Origin of the sequence: Sediminispirochaeta bajacaliforniensis DSM 16054 (genome assembly GCF_000378205.1) — a bacterium.
GTDB lineage: Bacteria > Spirochaetota > Spirochaetia > DSM-16054 > Sediminispirochaetaceae > Sediminispirochaeta > Sediminispirochaeta bajacaliforniensis.
Genome location: NZ_KB899430.1, coordinates 15,071 through 34,818 on the forward strand (window position 1 = coordinate 15,071; position 19,748 = coordinate 34,818).

The window sequence follows — 19,748 nt, forward strand, 5'->3', positions numbered from 1 at the left end:
TTGGCAATCTGTTCGCCGATAAGGAGAGGTATGATGAAAGCGATTGAGCTTGCAAAGGCGTATGACCCGAAGGAGTTTGAAGAACGAATTTATCAACACTGGATGGACGAAGGGGCGTTTAAGCCTTCTGATGGAAATGGAAAACCCTTTGTCATTGTCATACCTCCTCCCAATGTTACCGGTGTCCTCCATATGGGACACGGTTTGAATAATTCACTTCAGGATATTCTGATCCGTTACTATCGCATGACCGGTAGACCGACCCTCTGGCTTCCGGGAACCGATCATGCAGGTATCGCCACCCAAAATGTCGTGGAAAAAAGGCTGCGGGCAAAGGGAACCAGCCGTAGAGAATTGGGGCGGGAAAAGTTTCTTGAGGAGACCTGGAAGGTAAAAGAGGAACACCATGCAGTCATTATCCGCCAGCTCAAGAAAATTGGGGCTTCCTGCGATTGGAGTAGAGAGCGCTTTACCCTGGATGAGGGGCTGAGTAAGGCTGTCAGGGAGGTGTTCGTTAGCCTCTATGAACGGGGCCTGATCTATCGAGGAAACTATCTTGTAAACTGGTGTCCCAGTTGTGGAACAGCTCTCTCCGACGATGAGGTCGATCACAAAGAGGTTGCGGGAAGGCTCTACCGCTACTATTACCCCCTTGCCGATGGCAGTGGTAAACTGGAGATCGCAACAACTCGTCCCGAAACCATGTTTGGTGATACCGCTGTGGCTGTTCATCCCGAAGACGATCGTTACCGCAGTATAGTCGGTAAAATGGTGAAGCTTCCTCTTACGAACCGAGAGATTCCTGTCATTGCCGATGCCTATGTCGATCGGGAGTTCGGCAGTGGTGCGGTAAAGATCACACCGGCCCATGATCCAAACGACTGGGAAATTGCGGGACGACACAACCTTGAGAAAATCAACATTCTTACACCGGACGGGCTTCTGTCGGACGCCGTTCCCGAGCCTTTTCGCGGTATGGACGTGAGCACCGCAAGAAAGGCGGTCATCGAGGCACTGAAGGCCGAGGGCGTTTATATCGGAGACAAGGAGCACCTCCATCAGGTCGGCCATTGCTATCGTTGCGATACCGTCATCGAGCCCTATATGAGCGAGCAGTGGTTCGTACGCATGAAGAGCCTTGCGGATAAGGCACTGGCAGCTTGGGAAAAGGATGAGGTTCGCTTTTATCCGAAAAAATGGGAGAATACCTATACAAGCTGGCTGAAAAACATTCGGGACTGGTGTATAAGCCGCCAGCTTTGGTGGGGACATCGTATTCCCGTTTGGTACTGTAACGACTGCGGCCAGATGATGGTCTGCCGCGAAGATCCTTCGAGCTGCAGTGCCTGTGGTTCTTCTTCGCTTCGACAGGATCCGGATGTACTGGATACCTGGTTTTCCAGTTGGCTTTGGCCTTTCTCAACCCTCGGATGGCCGGAAAAAAGCGAGGATCTGAAACGATTTTTTCCAACCAGCAGCCTTGTTACAGGCTATGACATCATCTTTTTCTGGGTCGCAAGGATGATCATGTCCAGTCTTGAGTTTCTCGGTGAGGTGCCTTTCCGCGACATCTATATAACGGGCCTTGTGAGGGATAAACAGGGACGAAAGATGTCCAAGAGCCTTGGTAACGGCATGGACCCCTTGGAGATCATCGATGAGTTCGGTGCCGACGCCATGAAATTCACGCTTGCCTTCCTTGCCGCTCAGGGACAGGATATTCTTCTTGCCAAAGATGATTTTAAATTCGGATCGAAGTTCGCAAATAAAATATGGAACGCCACTCGTTTTCTCCTGATGAACCTGGAAGGACGGGAACTTTTAGATCCTGAAAGTGTTGAACGAAAGCCTCTTGATCGTTGGATTTTCCACCGATTAAATGAGGCCTCAGCCGCCGTGGCAAAGGCCATGGAGAGTTACCGATTTAACGATGCTGCCAATGCCGTATACGAATTTTTCTGGAGCGATTTTTGCGACTGGTATATAGAGGCCAGTAAACTCAGCCTTTACAGTGATGACGATGATGAAAAGAACCGGGCAGTGACGCTTCTCATGCAGGTGCTGGAAGAGTCGATGCGTCTTGCCCATCCCTTTCTCAGTTTTATCACCGAGGAAATCTATCAGAAACTGCCGGGGACAAAAGGCGATGTCATTACCGCCGCCTATCCCGTCTGGAGAGAATCGCGCAGGGATGAAAAAACGGCGCGCTGTTTTTCGGCCCTCCAGGAGCTTATTCGTTTTACCAGGACCGTCCGCAGCGAATTTACCGTTTCTCCGGAAAAAAAGGTCGATGTCCATGTTCGCACGGATAAAGATTTTTTCGCCACCGATTTTTTTACCCAGCATGAAGAATTGGTCCGCCGTCTGACCGGTGCGGGAGAGCTCGTTTTTTCCGACGCCCGGCCCAAAAGCGGTGGTACCATCCCCGCTGCAGGGGTTGGTTTTGAGGTGTTTGTCGATCTTCGTGGTGCTATCGATGTAGAAAAAGAGCTGGGTAAACTTGAAAAAGAGCTTGCAAAGCTCGAAGGCTTGGAATCTTCGACCCAAAAGAAGCTTGCCAATGAAAAATTCCTTGCCAATGCGCCTGCCGATGTTGTCGAAAAAGAAAGGATGAAGCTTCAGGAGTTTTCCGACCGTACGAAAAAGATCAGAAGTTATCTTCACGATCTGCGAGGATAGCATAAAAAGCCGTCGGACAGGGACCGACGGCTTTTTTAATCGCATATGATAATCATTTTTGCTTTTGACAGCTCGTACAGACTAAGGGACTTGAACAGAAAAATTCTTTTCGATATACTGTTTATGAAAAGCGAATTGTTCGCTGTTTTTTTTTACATATACATTGTTTTACTGACAAAAGATTGCGCAAATCCAAATTTCACAAGGAGCTTCTGATGGGAAACAAAGCACTGAGTGCATATCTCAAAGGCCGTGATCCGGAAACCATTGACGCCGGATTTCTTGCATATGTCGCTTCGTTGGAAAAAGTCTGGGAGGTATCCCCCCAGACCGCCGCTTCAATCGTACAGGAACTGGCCGATCAACGGAGTAATCTTAAGCTGATTGCCAGCGAAAATTACTCAAGCCTATCCACCCAGCTGGCAATGGGAAATCTCTTGACCGATAAATATGCCGAAGGCTTTGCATACCATCGTTTTTATGCAGGATGCGACAATGTGGATGCCATCGAAAGCTACACTGTCGAAGAAGCCAAGAAACTTTTCGGAGCCGAACATGCCTATGTCCAACCACATAGTGGAGCCGACGCCAACTTAATCGCTTACTGGGCCATACTAACAACAAAAATTCAGGCCCCGATTCTCGAAGATATGGGAGAGACCAATCCTGCACATCTTTCTCGGGAAGATTGGGATAGGATAAGAGTCGAGCTTGGTAATCAGAGGTTGCTTGGTCTCGATTACTATTCCGGCGGCCATCTTACCCATGGTTATCGTTTCAATGTCTCCGCGCAGATGTTTGATGCCTATAGCTACAGTGTCGATAGGGAAACCGGCTTACTTGACTACGATGAAATCGAGAAAATGGCGGAAAAAGTAAAACCGTTGATTCTGCTGGCCGGCTACAGCGCCTATCCGAGGCTGATTAATTTTCGCCATATGCGTGAGATTGCCGATAAGGTAGGGGCGGTCCTCATGGTTGATATGGCCCATTTTGCAGGGCTTGTCGCCGGTAAGGTGATGACAGGAGACTACAACCCTGTTGCTTTCGCCGACGTGGTCACCAGCACCACCCATAAAACCCTACGGGGGCCCCGTGGTGGTTTGATTCTCTCCAAGGCAGAATATGCGGAAAACGTGGACAAGGGATGTCCCCTTGTCATCGGCGGCCCCTTGCCCCATGTTATTGCCGCAAAGGCTGTTGCCTTTACCGAGGCCAATCGGCCTGAATTTCAGAACTATGCAAAACAGGTTGTGGAGAATTCAAAGGCTCTTGCAGAAGCTTGCCTTTCGGAAGGAATGAAGGTTGCTACCGGAGGGACCGACAACCATCTGCTTCTCCTCGATGTGACCGGTTTCGGCATCAACGGACGGCAGGCTGAAAGTGTTCTCCGGGAATGCGGAATTACCCTGAACCGTAATGCGCTTCCTTTCGATCCTAACGGCCCTTGGTATACCAGCGGTCTTAGGATAGGGACCCCGGCGGTAACGACCCTTGGAATGGGGGAACCCGAGATGAAGGAGATTGCCTCGATTATCAAAGATGTGCTTTCTGCAGCCAGGCCACAGATTATCGAAAGCGGTAAAAACGCAGGCAAAGCTTCAAAGGCGAAATACAGCATCGAAGAAGAGGTTGTGGAAAACGCAAAGAAAAGGGTGCATACGCTTCTCGAGCGCTATCCCGTTTACCCGGAGATTGATCTGACCTTTCTCGCTTCGGAGTTTTTGTCCTAATGCATCCGGCTTTCCGGTGCTTTGGAATAAACGCAATCCAAGAGTCAGTGCCCGCCGTCGGTGGGCACTGCACTTATAGTTTTCCCCGCACGATATAACCGGGTTCAACCTCTACCGAGGGACAGATTCGGTATGAATTCCCATGATCCGCAAAAGCAAGCTCGTTGCCTTCATCATCATAAAGAAGAAACGCCCCATCTTCTATAAAGGGAATCTCAGGACCGACGAATTCGATTGTCATTCCCACCTCGACATGGTTTTTGGGATTGAAAAGAAAGTGTCCGGGTTCAAGTTCCTCTCCAACGGTACCCAGAAAGAGATATTCCCGCTGATAGCTTTCCATACACGGGGTTTCGATATCCTTTTTGGAAAAGAAAAAGCCGGTAGAATACTCCCGGTGACTCACCCGGAAGAGTTCGTCGCGAAAGGCCGCAAGGCTTTTATCATCTACGGAACCAGGCTTTTCCAATGAGTCTATGGCCTTTCTATAGGCTCTGGTCACCACCGCAGTATAATAGAGACTCTTCATTCTTCCCTCTATCTTGAGGCTGTCGATGCCCGCATCGCGAAGCTCTGCCACATAATCGATCATACAAAGGTCCTTGGAACTAAGAACGGTGGTGTATCCCCCGTCGGGGTCTTCGACGATTGGAAGATATTCCCCCGGCCGTTGCGACTCTTCCAGGACCCGCCAGTTCCACCTGCAGGAATGGGCACAGGAGCCCTCGTTGCCGCTTCGATCTGCAAGGTAGGCAGAAAGAAAACACCTGCCGGAGTAGGCCAGGCACATGGCCCCGTGGACAAAGCACTCCAGTTCCATTTCCGGAACCGCCGCTTTTATATCGGCAATCTCCTCAAGCCGAACCTCACGCCCCAGAATAATCCTGGAAAAACCGAGCTCCCGGTATGTCTTTACGGCTTCCGCATTCAAACAGCTTGCCTGGGTTGAAAGATGAAGCTCGGTTTCGGGAAATCGGCTTCTGAGCAGCCGCGCCGCGCCAAGATCGCTGACAATAAAAGCGTCGAAAGGAAAGGTTCCGATTTCATCGAGGCTCTCTTCGAGTCGTGCTATCTCTTTCTGGTGAAAAAGGGCATTGACGGCGCAGTAAAGTTTTCTGTCCCCTTTGATCTCGCCGGCTTTTTGTAACGCTTCGGCAGAAAAATTATCGGCCTTCTGCCGAAGCGAGAATTTGTCAAGACCGACATAGACCGCATCTGCCCCGTAGCGATAGGCATAATGGAGTTTTTCCAGGTTACCTGCCGGGGCAAGAAGCTCTATCGGTTTCATGCTGCTTCTCACAGTGCCAACTCGATCACTTCTTCCATTGTTTCCACAGGGTGAAAGCTTATTCCCTTTTTCACATGGTCGGGAATCTCTTTCAGATCCCGTTCGTTTGCCTTGGGAATGATGATCTGCTTAATCTTGTTGCGTCTGGCGGCAATGGTCTTTTCCTTCAAACCTCCGATGGGAAGTACCTTACCGACAAGGCTCAATTCTCCGGTCATGGCAAGGTTCTTTTTTATCTGCTTACCGGTGGCAAGGCTGAGAAGGGTTATGGCCATGGTGATGCCGGCAGAAGGCCCATCTTTTGGTGTAGCACCTTCGGGAATATGGAGATGGATAATGTTCTTCTCAAAAAAAGAGGCATCGACACCATATTTTTCCGCGACGTGCCGAACATGGGTATAGGCGATATTTGCTGATTCCTGCATTACATTTCCCATTTGCCCGGTAAGGCGAAATCCCTCTTTGCCGGGATTGTTTACAGCCTCGATGATAAGGGTATCTCCACCAAAATTGGTCCAGGCAAGTCCTATGGCCATGCCGGCTCTGGTCACCTTCTTTACGTCATCTTCCCGGAAAATCGGAGGGCCTAAATACTCTTCAAGGTCTTCGGGTTTTACCGAAATCGGCAGTGCATGCTCTTCCAGGACAACCTTTTTAGCGATCTTCCGATGGACGCGGTCAAGGGCCTTTTCAAAATTACGCATTCCCGCTTCCCTGGCATACTGATCGGCAATTGCCGACAGGGTACTTTTGCTGTAACGAATCTGGCTTTTTTTCAGGCCGGAACGATCGAGGCTCTTGGGAATAAGGTACTGCCTTGCTATTGCCATCTTTTCTTCGTTGATGTAACCGGAAAGATGGATGACCTCCATACGATCCAAAAGCGGCCGTGGAATGGTATCCAGAGAATTTGCCGTTGCGATAAAAAAGATGTTGCTGATGTCAAAAGGAAGGTCCAGGTAGTGATCCCTGAAATTTACATTCTGTTCCGGATCAAGCACCTCAAGAAGGGCGGAAGAGGGGTCTCCCTGATAGCTGGCCCCTAACTTATCAATCTCATCGATCATAAAAACCGGATTGTCGGTTTTCACAATCTTTAATCCCTGAATGATTTTACCAGGCATGGCGCCGACATAGGTCCTTCTATGCCCTTTTATTTCGGCCTCATCCCTCATACCGCCAACGGAAAAGCGGAAGAATTTCTTTCCGAGGGCATCGGCAATCGATTTTCCGACCGAGGTTTTACCGACACCGGGGGCGCCGACAAGGCAGATAATCGATCCCTTGCTGTCCTTTTTCAGTTTCCTGACGGCAAGAAACTCGAGAATCCTGTTTTTGACATCTTCCAGACCGTAATGATCCCGGTCTAGGATCTTTTTTGCCTCACCGAGGTCAAGTTCCTCGCCGACCTCATGTTTCCAGGGAAGGTTGACGATGGTATCGAGGTAGTTTCTGGTCACAATAAACTCACTGGAGTTGGGGTCCATCATGCTGAACTTTTCAAGCTCCTGTTCTACCTGTTCCTTCACCTCTCCCTCAAAATCAAGGGCATCTATTGCCTCTTTGAAGCGATTATATTCGCTGCTTTTCGAATCGGTAGGAATTCCCAGTTCCTGCTTGATAGCCTTCAATTCCTCTTTGAGAAAATACTCCCGCTGACTCTTCTCGATTTTTTCATTGATCTGCTTCTGTATCTTCTTCTGGATACGCAGCAGCTCCTGTTCCTTCTTGATGAACATAAGGACCTGTTCCATCCGTTCACGTACATTCAAGGTTTCCAGGATCTTCTGCTGTTCCTGCCGATCGATATTGAGAATACTGGTGATAAAATCCGCAATCTTTCCGGGATGGTCGATATTGACCATATTCAGGCGCATCTCCTCTGAAAAGAGGGGATTGTTTTCCGAAAGCTGCTTCATCTCACTGATAAGAGAACGGGTTAGGGCTTTTACCTCAATGCCGCTATCGTCTTCATCATCAAGATAATCGACGGCACCGTTTAAAGGGGTCTCATTATTAAGAAATTTCTTGATTCGAAATCGCTTTAAGGTCGATATAAAAATATTGATACCGCCGTCGGGAAGATTAATTTTTTTTACAATTTTTGCGACGGTACCGACTCGGTAGAGATCGTCGCCCATTAATTGTCGTTCTTCCGATTCATCGCGAACCAAGACCAACCCGATCATACTGTCTGAACTAAGAGCCTCTTCAACAACGTGGATCTCTTCGACCGCCTGAATCATCAGCGGAGTAAAAATTCCGGGAAAAATAGGCTTGCCTTGGAGAGGAATGATATGAAGCCTGCTCGGAAGTATCTGATCTGCGGGAATAATCTGCTTGTCTGACATGCTGTCCCCCTTATTGCTTGCTCACTCGCTACATTCGTATACTACCGGTTACGACACCGCAGTCGGCGTCCGGGCAGTAAAAATGTAATCATAAAAAAGAGCTATAGCAAGTAAAGTCTGTACATGAAGCTTTCGATCCCGTATGATAAGTCGATGAGTCGAACCTTTCAGACCGACGCCATTGTACTGAGGACGTTCCGATTTGGAGATATCCATAAAGGAGTCACCTTTCTCTCTTCCGAAAATGGTTTGGTGGATGCAGTTGCCTATGGCGCCTACAAGGGAAAGGGAAAGCTTGGCGGAAGCACCGATCCCTTTACCTGGGGGCATTTCTACTGTTACAGGGATCCTGTCAGAGGTCGGACAAAAATTAACGATATCGAGAGCTATTCGATCTTTGAAGCAATTCGCGGCGATCTTTCACGGTTTTATATTGCCTGTTATTGGGCCGAGCTTATTCTGGCAAGTTTTGGAGCGGGAGGAGAGAGTTCATTGCTGTTTCCCCTCTTGCTTGAGGCCTTAACTCGGCTCGATACCATGCAAAGTAAGGATCGATGGCACGTCTTCATTCAGTTTGGCTGGAGATTTCTTGGACTCCTCGGTGTGAGAAGTGATGTGGAAGAGTGTGCATCCTGCGGACATGTTGCGACGGAAGGCGAAGGGGTCTTTCTCGATACCCTTGCCAGAGGGTTTTTATGCGACCATTGTAAGGGATCCTCCGATCTGCCTCTTGGACCGGGTGGAGTGCGGTATCTCCGTTTTACGGAGGCGCTTTCCTTTGAGAAAGCGGTAAGGGTCGATACCGATCTCCCTACGGAGCATCAGTTGACAACGATCCTCCGTAGGGTTTTAGGAGAGGCACTTGATCAACCTCTCAAAACTGCGGAGTTGCTGTGAGACTCTTTTTTGCACTTCCGCTTGCCGAACATGCGCGGGAAGAAATCATGCGGGGGCTTATTCCGTTACGTCGGCAATATCCGACTTTCAAATGGATAGCATCGCAAAATCTCCACATAACCTTGGTGTTTGTTGGAGAATGCGGCGATGATGAAGCGTATTCCTTACGGGAGCGTTTTTTTCGCATAGATCACGCCGCACATCCCTTTTCTATAACTTGGAGAGGAATAGGGACATTTCCGGGCGGAGGTTCCCCGCGAGTACTCCATCTTCCCGTACAGGAGGGGAGCGATGAGGTTCGTCGTCTGCATGGGGTGATCAACCATACCCTTTGGAAGGAAAAGCGCGGAGGACGGTTTTTTCCCCATATTACGGTGGCAAGGGTCAAGGGAAAAGGCGGCGAAAGAAGTATAGAGAGAGAAAGCTTGTTTAGACTGGGCGCCTCGATAAAAGGCGGCAGTGTTGTCGATCGTATCGTCCTCTATCGCTCACAACTCCGTTCGGAGGGGGCATGCTACAGTAATTTTGGTTCATTATCCTTGGGGAGGCAGGATGATTTGGAAGAAAAGTGATATTGATCCCGAAGTGGTTCGTGATCTTTCCCGGCGATACGGAATTGATCTTTTGATTGCTTCAATTATGGCCAGGAGAGGGGTTCTTTCACCTGATGATGTAAAGTTTCACATTGAGGAAGAACTTTCTTTTACGCATAATCCCTTTCTTTTCGATGAGATGACAGAGGTGGTTGATCGTCTTTTTATCGCCCTCGACGAAGGTGAAAAATTGAGGATATTTGGAGACAGAGATGTCGACGGTATTACCAGCACCGTTCTTATGAAGCAGCAGCTTGAGGGGATGGGCCTGGAGGTTTCATGGTCTTTACCAAAGGGAGATGATCCCTACGGTCTGACCATGGAGATTATTGATCTCATGGAACGTAATGAAGAAACTCTGCTTATTACCGTCGACTGTGGTATCTCCAACTATCGTGAAATCGCATATGCAAGGGAAAAGGGGATAGATACCCTGATAATCGACCATCACAACCCTTCGGAAGAGTTACCCTGCGCCCTTGCCATTATCAACCCCAAAATAGCCGATTGCGGTTATCCCTTTTCAGGGCTCGCGGCCGTCGGCGTGGTCTCCAAGGTTATCTGGGCTCTCGAATTCGCCAAGACCGATTTTTATAAAGAAGAAATTGTCCTGCTCAATGTTCGACCAGGTAACGAAACGGTCATTTTCGAAGCGGTAAAACTGGAAAATCTGGTTGAACAGGATAGGATTGTGGAAAACTTGGTACCCAACATAGTCCGCTTCGATCAAACCAGGCTGGCGGATTTTCTGGTTGGCAAGCAGATTTTGGTCTACGACGAACAGAGTCAGATCGCCCTGATGAAGAAACTTTTCGGTCCGAATGTCGATATCGGGGTTGTCGATGTTGCTCCCGAAATATGGAAAAGTTTCCCAAAAACAAAGGGTGAAAGTCTTCTTCGACTACGGGAAAGGAGCAGAAGCAACCGCTACGAAGGGGAAAAGAAGGGAGAAATAGATACCTTTCTCTCCATTTTTAACGCCTGGATAATGAAGCGGTATGAATATCTTTCCGGGGCCTATGAATCGATTTTGGACCTTGTTGCGCTTGGGACCCTTGCCGATATGATGCCTCTTGAAGATGAAAATAGGATTCTCGTTAAGCGGGGAATGAAACTCCTTTCGGAAGCCCGGAGGGGAGGGGTTCAGGAGCTCCTGGTGCGCCAGAATCTTCTTGGCAAGCGTCTTTCCACTACCGATGTAGGTTGGCAGATCAGCCCGATCATTAATGCCACGGGAAGACTAGGTGTTCCGGAAAAAGCGGCGGATCTTCTGCTGGAGACCGATGCCATGAAACGGGCGGCCCTTGCCGATGAGGTGGTATCTCTCAACCGGAAGAGAAAGAAGCTTGGAGAAACTGCTTGGAAAACAGTCGTTCCCTTGGCAAAAAAGAGTCTTACCCAGTATGGCGAACGCTTTATTCTCGTGGAAGACAAGAGCTTCCACCGAGGTATCACCGGTATCCTTGCTTCACGACTTGTGCAAAGCTTTGGCGTCCCCTCAGCGGTTATCGCCCACCTTGATACCCACCTTGTCGGTTCCATCAGAAGTGTGAAGGGAATAAATGCCAAAACCTTTCTCGAATCCTTTTCTGATCTTCTTCTCGATTTCGGCGGACATGATCTTGCCGCGGGCTTCAGCCTTACATTTGAAAACTTTCCCTCATTTCTGCAACGCTTCACCGAGATGGTGGAAAGGATGGAGGTTCCTCAAAACGAAGAAGAAGCCATTCAAATTGATGCGGAACTTCCTCCTTCGTACATGAAACCGGAACTTTGTGACATTGTCGAACGATTCGAACCCTATGGAGAAAAGAGTCCCCCCCTTGTTTTCATGGCAAAACGGGTCAGACTCGCCGAGATTTCTCTTATAGGAAAGCCGGATCCTATTCATCTAAAACTTCTGGTTGATTCCGGAAGTTTCAAGTGGCCTGCCGTATTTTGGCGTTCCGCCGATCGCGTCGGTGTCGACTTCCAGCAGGGAGACCAGGTTGATATTCTATTCCGTTTAGGCCGGAATTATTTTCAGAACAGGGAACAACCGCAGCTTACCATTCTCGATGTGAGACAAGCAGCCATATGAAACGCTACATGATGATTTTCAACCTCTTTTTGTTACCGATCATGATGATGGCTGCAGAGCAAACGCTTTGGGTCGATGCACCGGAAAAAGCTGTCGCCGGGACCCTCGTAAGCCTAAGCATCTACACCCAAAGCGAAAATGGGCTTACCGTTGCTCTTTGTGACATGGCAGGCAAGCAGATCATCTCGTCCAATACCTTCCCAGCCAAGCATGTGCAAAAAGAAGGGATGGAGGAAGAAATTGCATTACTGGGCCTTCCTTCCACCCTTCAAAGCGGTAGTTTTCTCCTCATGCTTTATTCCGGGAAAACTCTTCTTTGGCAGCAAGAACTCTCAGTTAAGATGGGAAGCTTTCTGAAAGAGGATATACCACTAAACCAGAAGATGAGCGATTTACGAAGCGATGATGATCCTCAAAAAGTAGAAGAGGCAATAGCCATCCATGCGATTTATAACACCTTTCATCGGAGACCTTTTGACGAGACACTTAGATTGCAACTGCCGGTAACGGGGGGGCGCTTTTCCGCCTGGTACGGAGATCGAAGGAGATATTGCTACTCCGACGGCACCAGTGCCCTGTCGATACATTCTGGGGTTGATATTGCGGCTCCTGTGGGAACGCCGGTATCCGCAGGAGGCGAGGGTACTGTTGTTTTTACAGGCCCCCGAATCGTTACCGGCAATACGGTGGTTATTGAATATGGCCCGGGCGTATACGGCGCCTTTTTCCACTTGGACAGAATCGATATCGAGGAGGGGAGCAAGGTCGATGCCGATACCCACATCGGAGTCGTGGGAATGACGGGTCTTGCCACAGGTCCCCATCTCCACTGGGAAATTAGGGTCGCAGGCATCCCCATTGATCCTCTCGGCCTGCTGGCTACTCCTCTTGACATGGCTTCTTCATCGCCGATACAATAATAAGAGTTTTGGAAAGAAGGGGGTGATTCACATAGCCTTTGTTCGAGTAGACGATAGCGAACCTCTGGAAAAAGCAATCAAACGTTTCAAACGAATGGTGGAAAAAGAGGGTATTATTCGGGAGTGGAAGAAGCGGGAGTACTACGAGAAACCTTCTACCATCAATAACCGCAAGAAAAAAGCTCTGGAGCGGAAACAAATGAAGAAGCTTCGGAAAATTCAGTCAATGAAGAACTATTGATTGGCAGACGGTCGGATCGTACTGATTCGACCGTTTTTTTATGATCACTGAATAGTATAATAATTAGCCACCCCTTAAATTAGGAAAAATAATTACCGAAAACATAAAATAAGTAATATTTATTTGACATTAACCTAAAAATAAGATAGTCTTTTTCCGTATAAATAGCGACAGGAGGCATCCATGCTGATATTAATCTCCGATGCTTTTGACGCGGCCCTCCCTGAAAAACTTTCAAGTTTTGGAGAGGTTACCGACGACAAAAGTCGGCTTGCGGAAGCGGACATCGTGCTTGTCAGAAGCAAAACGAAATGTACCGCCGAATGGATCGATCAAGCAAAAAATCTAAAGCTCATTATCCGAGGTGGCGTAGGAATCGATAACATCGATAAAACCTACGCGGAAAGCAAGGGAATTATTGTCCGCAATACCCCCAAAGCCAGTTCCATTGCTGTTGCGGAACTTGCCTTTGCTCTCATGATCCAGATTCCCAACAGGATTATTGAGGCACATAACGGTATGCGAGAAGGGAAATGGCTGAAAAAAGAGCTGAAAAGGACAGAGCTTTTTGGTAAGACCCTTTGTCTCGTCGGTATCGGCAACATTGCTACCGAGGTTGCAAAACGCGCTGCAGCCTTCGGCATGAAGGTAGTTGCCTACGACAAGTTTGTCTCTTCCAGCCCCCATGCAGAGATGAAATCCTCTTTGGAAGAAGCTGTACGGGATGCCGATTACATCTCTCTTCATCTTCCTTTGACCCCCGAAACCGAAGGAATGCTGAACAGCAAAATCTTTGCGGTCTGTGGCAAGAATCCCGTGGTTATCAACACAGGACGAGGTCCCTGTGTTAAGGCCGACGACATGGTGAAGGCCCTGGAGGACGGTAAGGTAAGAGCCTATGCCACCGATGTCTATCCTTCGGATCCGCCTGCAGATGATTATCCGATACTGAAGGCGCCGAATGTAGTCCTTACGCCTCACATTGGGGCCAGCAGCAAAGAAAATCTCCTGCGAATTGGGGATGAGGCATATGCAACGATCAAGGAACTTATTGATGGAGGAAAACTGTGAGCCGAAAACTTAATTTTTATGCCGGACCTTCCGTGTTGCCAATGGAAGTGCTCGAAGAGATGCAGGCAAATATCGTCGACTATCAAGGTAATGGTTTCTCACTGATCGAAGCCTCCCATCGTGGGAAGGTCTACGACAAGATCCACAACGAAGCCATTGCTTTAATAAAAGAACTTATGGGGATTTCCGACGACTATAGCGTCATCTTTCTTGGAGGCGGTGCAACTCTTCAATTCAGTATGGTTCCGATGAACTTCCTCGTCGACGGTAAGGTTGGTGATTATACCCTGACCGGTACCTGGGCGAAAAAGGCCTATACCGATGCGGAAAAGATAGGGAAGGTACATGCCGTTTTCGACGGGAAAGATAAGAACTATACAACGCTTCCCGAGGCCTCCTCTGTTAAGCCTTCCGCGAATTCCGCCTATCTTCATCTCACCAGTAATGAGACCATCGGGGGACTTGAGTGGAAACAGTGGCCAGAAACCGGAGATGTACCACTGATCGCCGATATGTCCAGTGATATTCTCAGCCGCCCTGTACCTGTTGATAAATTCGCCATGATCTACGCGGGAGCCCAGAAAAACCTCGGGCCGGCCGGAGCTACCATTGCAATCATCCGCAATGACATGCTTGAGCGATGTGGCGATCATCTTACTGCATATCTCAACTACACGCCCCACACCAAGAGCAACGCTCTCTACAATACCCCCCCCGTCTTCAGTATCTGGGGAATCAAGCTTGTGCTTGAGTGGATAAAAAAGTCAGGCGGTGCAGAAGCAATGGCAAAGCGGGCCGAAAAGAAATCGGCACTGCTTTACGATACCATGGCCGAAAGCAATGGCTTCTACCGCTGCCCAGTGGACGAGCGGTATCGCTCGACAATGAATGTGGTTTTCAGACTGCCGAACGAAGAGCTTGAAGCAAAATTTCTGAAAGAGAGTGATGAGGCTGGAATGCTTGGCCTCAAGGGACATAGAAGTGTGGGGGGGTGCCGTGCATCAATCTACAATAGCCTTCCCGAAGATGCGGTTTCCACCCTCGTACAATTTATGAAGGAGTTTCAGCGCAAAAACGGCTGAGTTGTCATGAAGATCGACGAAACGAACATAGCAATCATCAAGCATCTTCGCGACGGCCGAAAGAGTTTTTCAGCTATAGCCGATGAGCTTTCCATTACGGAAAATACGGTTCGTTCCAGGGTCAATAAGTTGATTGAGGAAGGAATTCTGGAGATTTCGGGTCTTGTGGACCCGGAATCTCTGCCCGGTCATCGACTGATCATTTGCGGAGTGAAGCTTTCGACCACCGAGTTGGTTAGAAAAGGAAAAGAATTCAGCAATCTAAGAGGATCGGTATCCGTCAGTGTTGTCACCGGTCGTTACGATCTTATTGTCCAGGTCTTGCTGGATGAAAACGAAGGGTTTGGACTGCTTGAGTTTTTCACCGAGGAGTTGTCCAAAGTAGATGAAATTCAAGAGGTCGAAACCTTTGTCGTCTATCAGGGGTACAACCTTCGGGTTCCCTATATTATCTAGGAGGTTATACGATGTTGAAACGAACGCCCCTCTACGACGTCTATAAACAGTACGACGGAGTAAAATTGATAGACTTCGGGGGATGGGAACTTCCTGTTCAGTTTGAAACCGGTATCATAGCCGAACATATGGCCGTACGAAAGAATGCAGGTCTCTTTGATGTATCACACATGGGAGAAATCATGGTGGAGGGCCCTCGGGCCGTCGAATTTGTCGATTATCTTGTTACCAATGATATTTCGAAGATGAACGACGGGAAATGCCTTTATGCTCTCATGTGCCGGCCTGACGGAGGAGTCGTGGACGACCTCATGATCTACCGTCTTTCCGCCGAGAAAATTCTCATCGTCGCGAATGCCGCCAATGTAGAAAAAGACTTTGTCTGGATCAGCTCGGCGAATCCCTGGATGCAGCGTGAAAGCGATAAGCCTAAGGTGAGTAACCAGTCCGATCGCTATGCCCAAATTGCGTTTCAAGGACCGAAGGCCAATGATTATTTCACGGAATTGTTTGGTCCGGTCGTGGATGAGATTACCTTTTTCCGTTTTCGAACCGATATTCCTGTCGCCGGTAAGTCCTGTATTATAAGCCGGACTGGCTACACCGGTGAGGATGGCTTCGAGATCTACTGTAATGCTGACGATGCAGCGGATATTTGGACCTTTATTTTGGATAAAACAAAGGAACGGGGTGTTCTTCCCTGTGGACTTGGGGCCAGGGATACCCTGCGATTCGAGGCAAAACTTCCGTTGTACGGCCATGAACTCTCCGATACTATCTCTCCGCTTGAAGCGAATCTTTCTTTCTTCGTAAAATTCGATAAGCATTCAGATTTTTGCGGAAAGTCCGCTTTGCTGAAACAGAAGGAAAAGGGAATTCCCCGCAGTCTGAGAGGCTGTGAAATGGTCGATAAAGGAGTCCCCAGAGAGGGATACAAGGTTTTCCTCGGCGATCGTGAGATCGGTTATGTAACAAGCGGGACCAAAAGTCCCATGCTCGACTCTTTCCTCGGCCTTGTACTCATCGAACGGGGAATCGGCCTTGAGATAGGCGATGAAATCGAAATTGAAATCGGCAAGAAAAAGAAGCGTGCTAGACTGGCCAAAACACCATTTTATAAGAATACTGGTAAGAAATAATAGAGCCAAAGGAGGTATGGCAATGAGCGTAGACAAATCACTGAAATATACTGAAAATCATGAATGGGTGAAGGTAAAGGGCGAGGTTGCTTATGTGGGAATCAGCGATCATGCCCAGGAAGAACTCGGTGATATCGTATTTGTGGAACTCCCCGAGCTTGATGACGAGGTTTCGAAAGGTGACGAAGTCGTCAACATCGAATCGGTAAAGGCTGCAGCCCCTGTATATGCTCCGGTGTCCGGCAAGATAACAGAGGTCAATGATGCACTTGAGGATGCTCCTGAAACCATTAACGAAGCCCCCTACGATACCTTCATTTTCGCCCTTGAGCTGAGCGACGCTTCTGAGCTCGACGATCTCATGGACGCCGCCGCATACGAGGCATTCCTCAAAGAGGAGGAATAAACTCAAAATGATCCAACATCCTTATCTTCCCCAGACCGAGGATGAGATCAAATCGATGCTCGAAACCATCGGGGTCTCGAGCATCGATGATCTCTTTTCTGATATTGCACCTTCAGTTTTACTCCAGAAAGAGCTTAATCTCCCCAAAACAAAAACAGAATGGGAAGTCTACCAGGAGCTTTCTCATCTGGCAGAAAAAAACCGGTCAGCGATATCCTTTCTCGGTTGTGGTTCGTACGACCATATTCTTCCTTCCGTTGTCGGGCGGATCATGGGCCTTCCCATGTTCTATACCAGCTATACTCCCTATCAAGCCGAAATCAGCCAGGGTGTCCTGCAGGCAATTTTCGAGTTCCAGTCGATGATCTGTTCGATTACCGGCATGGATGTCGCAAATGCCTCACTTTACGATGGCGCCACGGCAGCGGTCGAAGCGGCGGCTATGGCGGTCAATTCCTCCAGAAACAGCGATACCATTCTGGTATCCGAAACGGTACATCCCTCTACCAAGGCTGTCCTTCGAACCTATTTTGGTGATCTTGGCATAAATATCGTCGAAGTGCCGGCAGAAAAGGGGCAAAGCAATTTTGCCGCGATCAGGGATGCGCTGAAGTCCGAAGTGGCAGCGGTTCTGGTTCAGACACCGAACATTTTCGGCTATCTGGAGGATCTCACAGGCCTTGCCGATGCGGTACACGATAATAAGAGCAAGCTTATCGTCTCTTCGAATCCCATGAGCCTCGGTATTGCACGTTCCCAAGCAGAATGGAATGCGGACATAGCCGTTGGTGATACCCAGCCTTTCGGTCTTCCCTCCTATTTCGGAGGCCCTTCCGTCGGCTATATAGCAACACGGGAAAAGCTTATGCGAAAACTGCCGGGTAGAATCGTCGGACAGACGACGGACGCGGAGGGAAAGAGGGCCTTTGTTCTGACCCTTCAGGCTCGGGAACAGCATATAAAACGGGAACGGGCGACAAGTAATATTTGTTCGAACCAGGCCCTCGCTGCCCTCGGAACAACCATCTACCTGTCGCTTATCGGCAAGCAGGGCCTTAAAGAGGCTGGGAATCTCTGTCTGCAAAAGGCTCATTACCTGCACGATCGACTTGTAAAAGAGCTTGGAGCCGAAGCCCTCTCCGCCGAGCCCTTTTTCAACGAATTTACCTTGAATATTGGCAGTAAAACGGACGATCTGATCAAGGCTCTTCGATCGGGAGGAATCTACGGAGGTGTCCGGGTTGAAAATCTTGATGAACGGTATCAGGGGCTTGTGACCATTGCCGTCACCGAGAAGCGGACAAAGCAAGAAATGGACCGCTATGTTGATATTGCCCGGGAGGTGTTGTAATGGACGGGGAAACACAGTTGATTTTTGAACGATCGGTAGCCGGGCGGCGTGGCTTCCTCTTTCCCGAAAACGATATGGAAACAAAGCCTATCGATAATCTCATACCAGAGAACTATCGACGCAATAGTGAGACATGCCTGCCGGAAGTGAGTGAAGTGGATGTCGTTCGACATTTCACCGAACTGGCATCCCGTAGTTTTGGTGTTGATGCAGGGTTCTATCCCCTGGGAAGCTGTACCATGAAGTACAATCCCAAGGTAAATGAGGATATTGCCGCTCTTTCCGGATTTACCTCCTTACATCCCCTCCAGCCGAGCGAAGATGTACAAGGTATCCTCGAACTCATGTACAAGCTTACCAAAGGCTTGTGCGAGCTTACCGGAATGCAATGGGGCACGCTCCAGCCCTTCGCTGGTGCACATGGGGAGTTTACCGGAATGAAACTCTTCAAGGCCTATTTTAAAAGCAGGGGAGAGCACGACCGGCGAAAAATTCTTGTTCCGACCAGCGCTCATGGAACGAATCCCGCATCCGCCCATATATCCGGCTTTGAGGTCCAGGAGATCGAAGCTGATCACCGAGGTCTTGTTTCCATCGAAGACCTGAAAAAGCACCTTGATGAAAACCTTGCGGGAATCATGCTGACGAATCCCAATACCCTTGGGCTTTTCGAAAAAGATATCGAAACCATTGCAACGTTGGTCCATGATGCCGGCGGCCTGCTTTACTACGACGGTGCGAACCTGAACGCCATCATGGGGAAGGTGCGCCCCGGGGATATGGGCTTCGATGTTATCCATATGAATCTCCATAAAACCTTTTCCACCCCCCATGGCGGCGGAGGGCCGGGAGCTGGACCGGTTCTGGTCTCAAAGCGCCTAGTAAAGTTTTTGCCGGTTCCAGATGTGGAGAAACAGGGAGAGGCCTACGATTTCTGTTTTGCTCATCCCGAGTCGATAGGAAGAATCAGCGGCTTCTACGGCAACATCGGGGTCTTGACACGGGCCTACGCTTTTCTGCTTGCCATGGGTTCGGATGGGCTTACCGCTGCCAGCGAGATGGCTGTTCTTAATGCCAATTATCTCCGCTCACGTCTGAAAACGAGTTTTTCCATTCCCTTCGAGGGGATCTGCAAGCACGAATTCGTCCTAAGCGCCAAGAACATAAAGGAAGAGTTCGGTATTTCCGCCCTGGATGTTGCCAAGGCCCTTCTCGATGCGGGAATTCATCCCCCAACAATCTACTTTCCCCTCATCGTTCCTGAAGCACTGATGATTGAGCCGACGGAAAGCGAATCAAAAGAGACCTTGGATCGCTTCGTTGAGGTCATGGAGTCGATAGCCAAACAGGCGGCTGTCGATCCTCAAAAGCTCCATGATGCTCCTCACCAGACACCGGTACGGAGAGTCGATGAAGTACAGGCGGCAAAACATCCTATTGTAGCCTGGCGGCCGGAATAAT

At 49.0% G+C, this 19,748-nt stretch carries 16 protein-coding genes; 14 read left to right on the top strand and 2 right to left on the bottom strand.

The window, feature by feature from the left end:
* The first annotated feature begins 33 nt into the window (after positions 1-33).
* Both F459_RS0118945 and F459_RS0118955 read left to right on the top strand, forming a co-directional pair.
* The gene (locus tag F459_RS0118945; protein WP_020614280.1) at positions 34-2,679 is read left to right on the top strand and encodes a valine--tRNA ligase; all 2,646 of its coding nucleotides are present in this window, start codon (positions 34-36) and stop codon (positions 2,677-2,679) included.
* Between the two features lie 215 nt (positions 2,680-2,894).
* Positions 2,895-4,412: a glycine hydroxymethyltransferase gene (locus tag F459_RS0118955; RefSeq protein WP_020614282.1), complete on the top strand. Its 1,518-nt coding sequence runs from the start codon at positions 2,895-2,897 to the stop codon at positions 4,410-4,412.
* Between the two features lie 73 nt (positions 4,413-4,485).
* Here the strand turns inward: F459_RS0118955 and F459_RS0118960 are convergent, their stop codons facing one another.
* The gene (locus F459_RS0118960) at positions 4,486-5,700 is read right to left on the bottom strand and encodes a peptidase U32 family protein (protein WP_033302104.1); all 1,215 of its coding nucleotides are present in this window, start codon (positions 5,698-5,700) and stop codon (positions 4,486-4,488) included.
* 8 nt (positions 5,701-5,708) lie between these two features.
* Positions 5,709-8,051 (bottom strand): endopeptidase La, encoded by a 2,343-nt coding sequence (gene lon / locus F459_RS0118965; RefSeq protein WP_020614284.1) that lies wholly within the window; start codon positions 8,049-8,051, stop codon positions 5,709-5,711.
* Positions 8,052-8,204: 153 nt separating this feature from the next.
* On the opposite strand from lon, the gene recO reads away from it, so the two are divergent.
* From recO to gcvPB, 12 genes are all read left to right on the top strand, one after another.
* Positions 8,205-8,948, top strand: coding sequence for a DNA repair protein RecO (gene recO / locus F459_RS0118970; RefSeq protein WP_245540230.1), 744 nt, complete (start codon positions 8,205-8,207; stop codon positions 8,946-8,948).
* Positions 8,945-9,520: an RNA 2',3'-cyclic phosphodiesterase gene (thpR, locus tag F459_RS0118975; protein WP_020614286.1), complete on the top strand. Its 576-nt coding sequence runs from the start codon at positions 8,945-8,947 to the stop codon at positions 9,518-9,520. The genes recO and thpR overlap by 4 nt, the downstream gene beginning before the upstream one ends.
* Positions 9,501-11,621 (top strand): single-stranded-DNA-specific exonuclease RecJ, encoded by a 2,121-nt coding sequence (gene recJ / locus F459_RS0118980; protein WP_020614287.1) that lies wholly within the window; start codon positions 9,501-9,503, stop codon positions 11,619-11,621. The genes thpR and recJ overlap by 20 nt, the downstream gene beginning before the upstream one ends.
* Positions 11,618-12,541: a M23 family metallopeptidase gene (locus F459_RS0118985; RefSeq protein WP_020614288.1), complete on the top strand. Its 924-nt coding sequence runs from the start codon at positions 11,618-11,620 to the stop codon at positions 12,539-12,541. The genes recJ and F459_RS0118985 overlap by 4 nt, the downstream gene beginning before the upstream one ends.
* Before the next feature lie 31 nt (positions 12,542-12,572).
* Positions 12,573-12,782 carry a 30S ribosomal protein S21 gene (rpsU, locus tag F459_RS0118990; RefSeq protein ID WP_026295115.1) on the top strand — a complete coding sequence of 70 codons (210 nt, stop codon included), beginning with the start codon at positions 12,573-12,575 and terminating at the stop codon, positions 12,780-12,782.
* 183 nt (positions 12,783-12,965) lie between these two features.
* Positions 12,966-13,853 (top strand): NAD(P)-dependent oxidoreductase, encoded by an 888-nt coding sequence (locus F459_RS0118995; RefSeq protein ID WP_020614289.1) that lies wholly within the window; start codon positions 12,966-12,968, stop codon positions 13,851-13,853.
* On the top strand, positions 13,850-14,935 hold the full coding sequence (gene serC / locus F459_RS0119000; protein ID WP_020614290.1) for a 3-phosphoserine/phosphohydroxythreonine transaminase: 1,086 nt from the start codon (positions 13,850-13,852) through the stop codon (positions 14,933-14,935). Before F459_RS0118995 ends, serC begins: the two co-directional genes overlap by 4 nt.
* A 6-nt stretch (positions 14,936-14,941) precedes the next feature.
* The gene (locus F459_RS0119005) at positions 14,942-15,391 is read left to right on the top strand and encodes an Lrp/AsnC family transcriptional regulator (RefSeq protein WP_020614291.1); all 450 of its coding nucleotides are present in this window, start codon (positions 14,942-14,944) and stop codon (positions 15,389-15,391) included.
* Positions 15,392-15,402: 11 nt separating this feature from the next.
* Positions 15,403-16,530, top strand: coding sequence for a glycine cleavage system aminomethyltransferase GcvT (gene gcvT, locus F459_RS0119010; protein WP_020614292.1), 1,128 nt, complete (start codon positions 15,403-15,405; stop codon positions 16,528-16,530).
* 22 nt (positions 16,531-16,552) lie between these two features.
* Entirely contained in the window at positions 16,553-16,936 is a 384-nt protein-coding gene (gcvH, locus tag F459_RS0119015; RefSeq protein ID WP_020614293.1) for a glycine cleavage system protein GcvH, read from the top strand.
* 7 nt (positions 16,937-16,943) lie between these two features.
* The gene (gene gcvPA / locus F459_RS0119020; protein ID WP_020614294.1) at positions 16,944-18,287 is read left to right on the top strand and encodes an aminomethyl-transferring glycine dehydrogenase subunit GcvPA; all 1,344 of its coding nucleotides are present in this window, start codon (positions 16,944-16,946) and stop codon (positions 18,285-18,287) included.
* On the top strand, positions 18,287-19,747 hold the full coding sequence (gcvPB, locus tag F459_RS0119025; RefSeq protein WP_020614295.1) for an aminomethyl-transferring glycine dehydrogenase subunit GcvPB: 1,461 nt from the start codon (positions 18,287-18,289) through the stop codon (positions 19,745-19,747). The genes gcvPA and gcvPB overlap by 1 nt, the downstream gene beginning before the upstream one ends.
* Position 19,748 lies beyond the last annotated feature (1 nt).

Bases quoted from the DNA above. Each gene is read 5' to 3' on its own strand.
- F459_RS0118945 (WP_020614280.1), top strand. From the start codon at position 34: ATGAAAGCGATTGAGCTTGCAAAGGCGTATGACCCGAAGGAGTTTGAA.
- F459_RS0118985 (WP_020614288.1), top strand. From the start codon at position 11,618: ATGAAACGCTACATGATGATTTTCAACCTCTTTTTGTTACCGATCATG.
- F459_RS0118995 (WP_020614289.1), top strand. From the start codon at position 12,966: ATGCTGATATTAATCTCCGATGCTTTTGACGCGGCCCTCCCTGAAAAA.
- gcvT (WP_020614292.1), top strand. From the start codon at position 15,403: ATGTTGAAACGAACGCCCCTCTACGACGTCTATAAACAGTACGACGGA.
- lon (WP_020614284.1), bottom strand. From the start codon at position 8,051: ATGTCAGACAAGCAGATTATTCCCGCAGATCAGATACTTCCGAGCAGG.
- gcvPA (WP_020614294.1), top strand. From the start codon at position 16,944: ATGATCCAACATCCTTATCTTCCCCAGACCGAGGATGAGATCAAATCG.
- F459_RS0118960 (WP_033302104.1), bottom strand. From the start codon at position 5,700: ATGAAACCGATAGAGCTTCTTGCCCCGGCAGGTAACCTGGAAAAACTC.
- recO (WP_245540230.1), top strand. From the start codon at position 8,205: ATGAGTCGAACCTTTCAGACCGACGCCATTGTACTGAGGACGTTCCGA.
- gcvPB (WP_020614295.1), top strand. From the start codon at position 18,287: ATGGACGGGGAAACACAGTTGATTTTTGAACGATCGGTAGCCGGGCGG.
- F459_RS0119005 (WP_020614291.1), top strand. From the start codon at position 14,942: ATGAAGATCGACGAAACGAACATAGCAATCATCAAGCATCTTCGCGAC.
- recJ (WP_020614287.1), top strand. From the start codon at position 9,501: ATGATTTGGAAGAAAAGTGATATTGATCCCGAAGTGGTTCGTGATCTT.
- F459_RS0118955 (WP_020614282.1), top strand. From the start codon at position 2,895: ATGGGAAACAAAGCACTGAGTGCATATCTCAAAGGCCGTGATCCGGAA.
- gcvH (WP_020614293.1), top strand. From the start codon at position 16,553: ATGAGCGTAGACAAATCACTGAAATATACTGAAAATCATGAATGGGTG.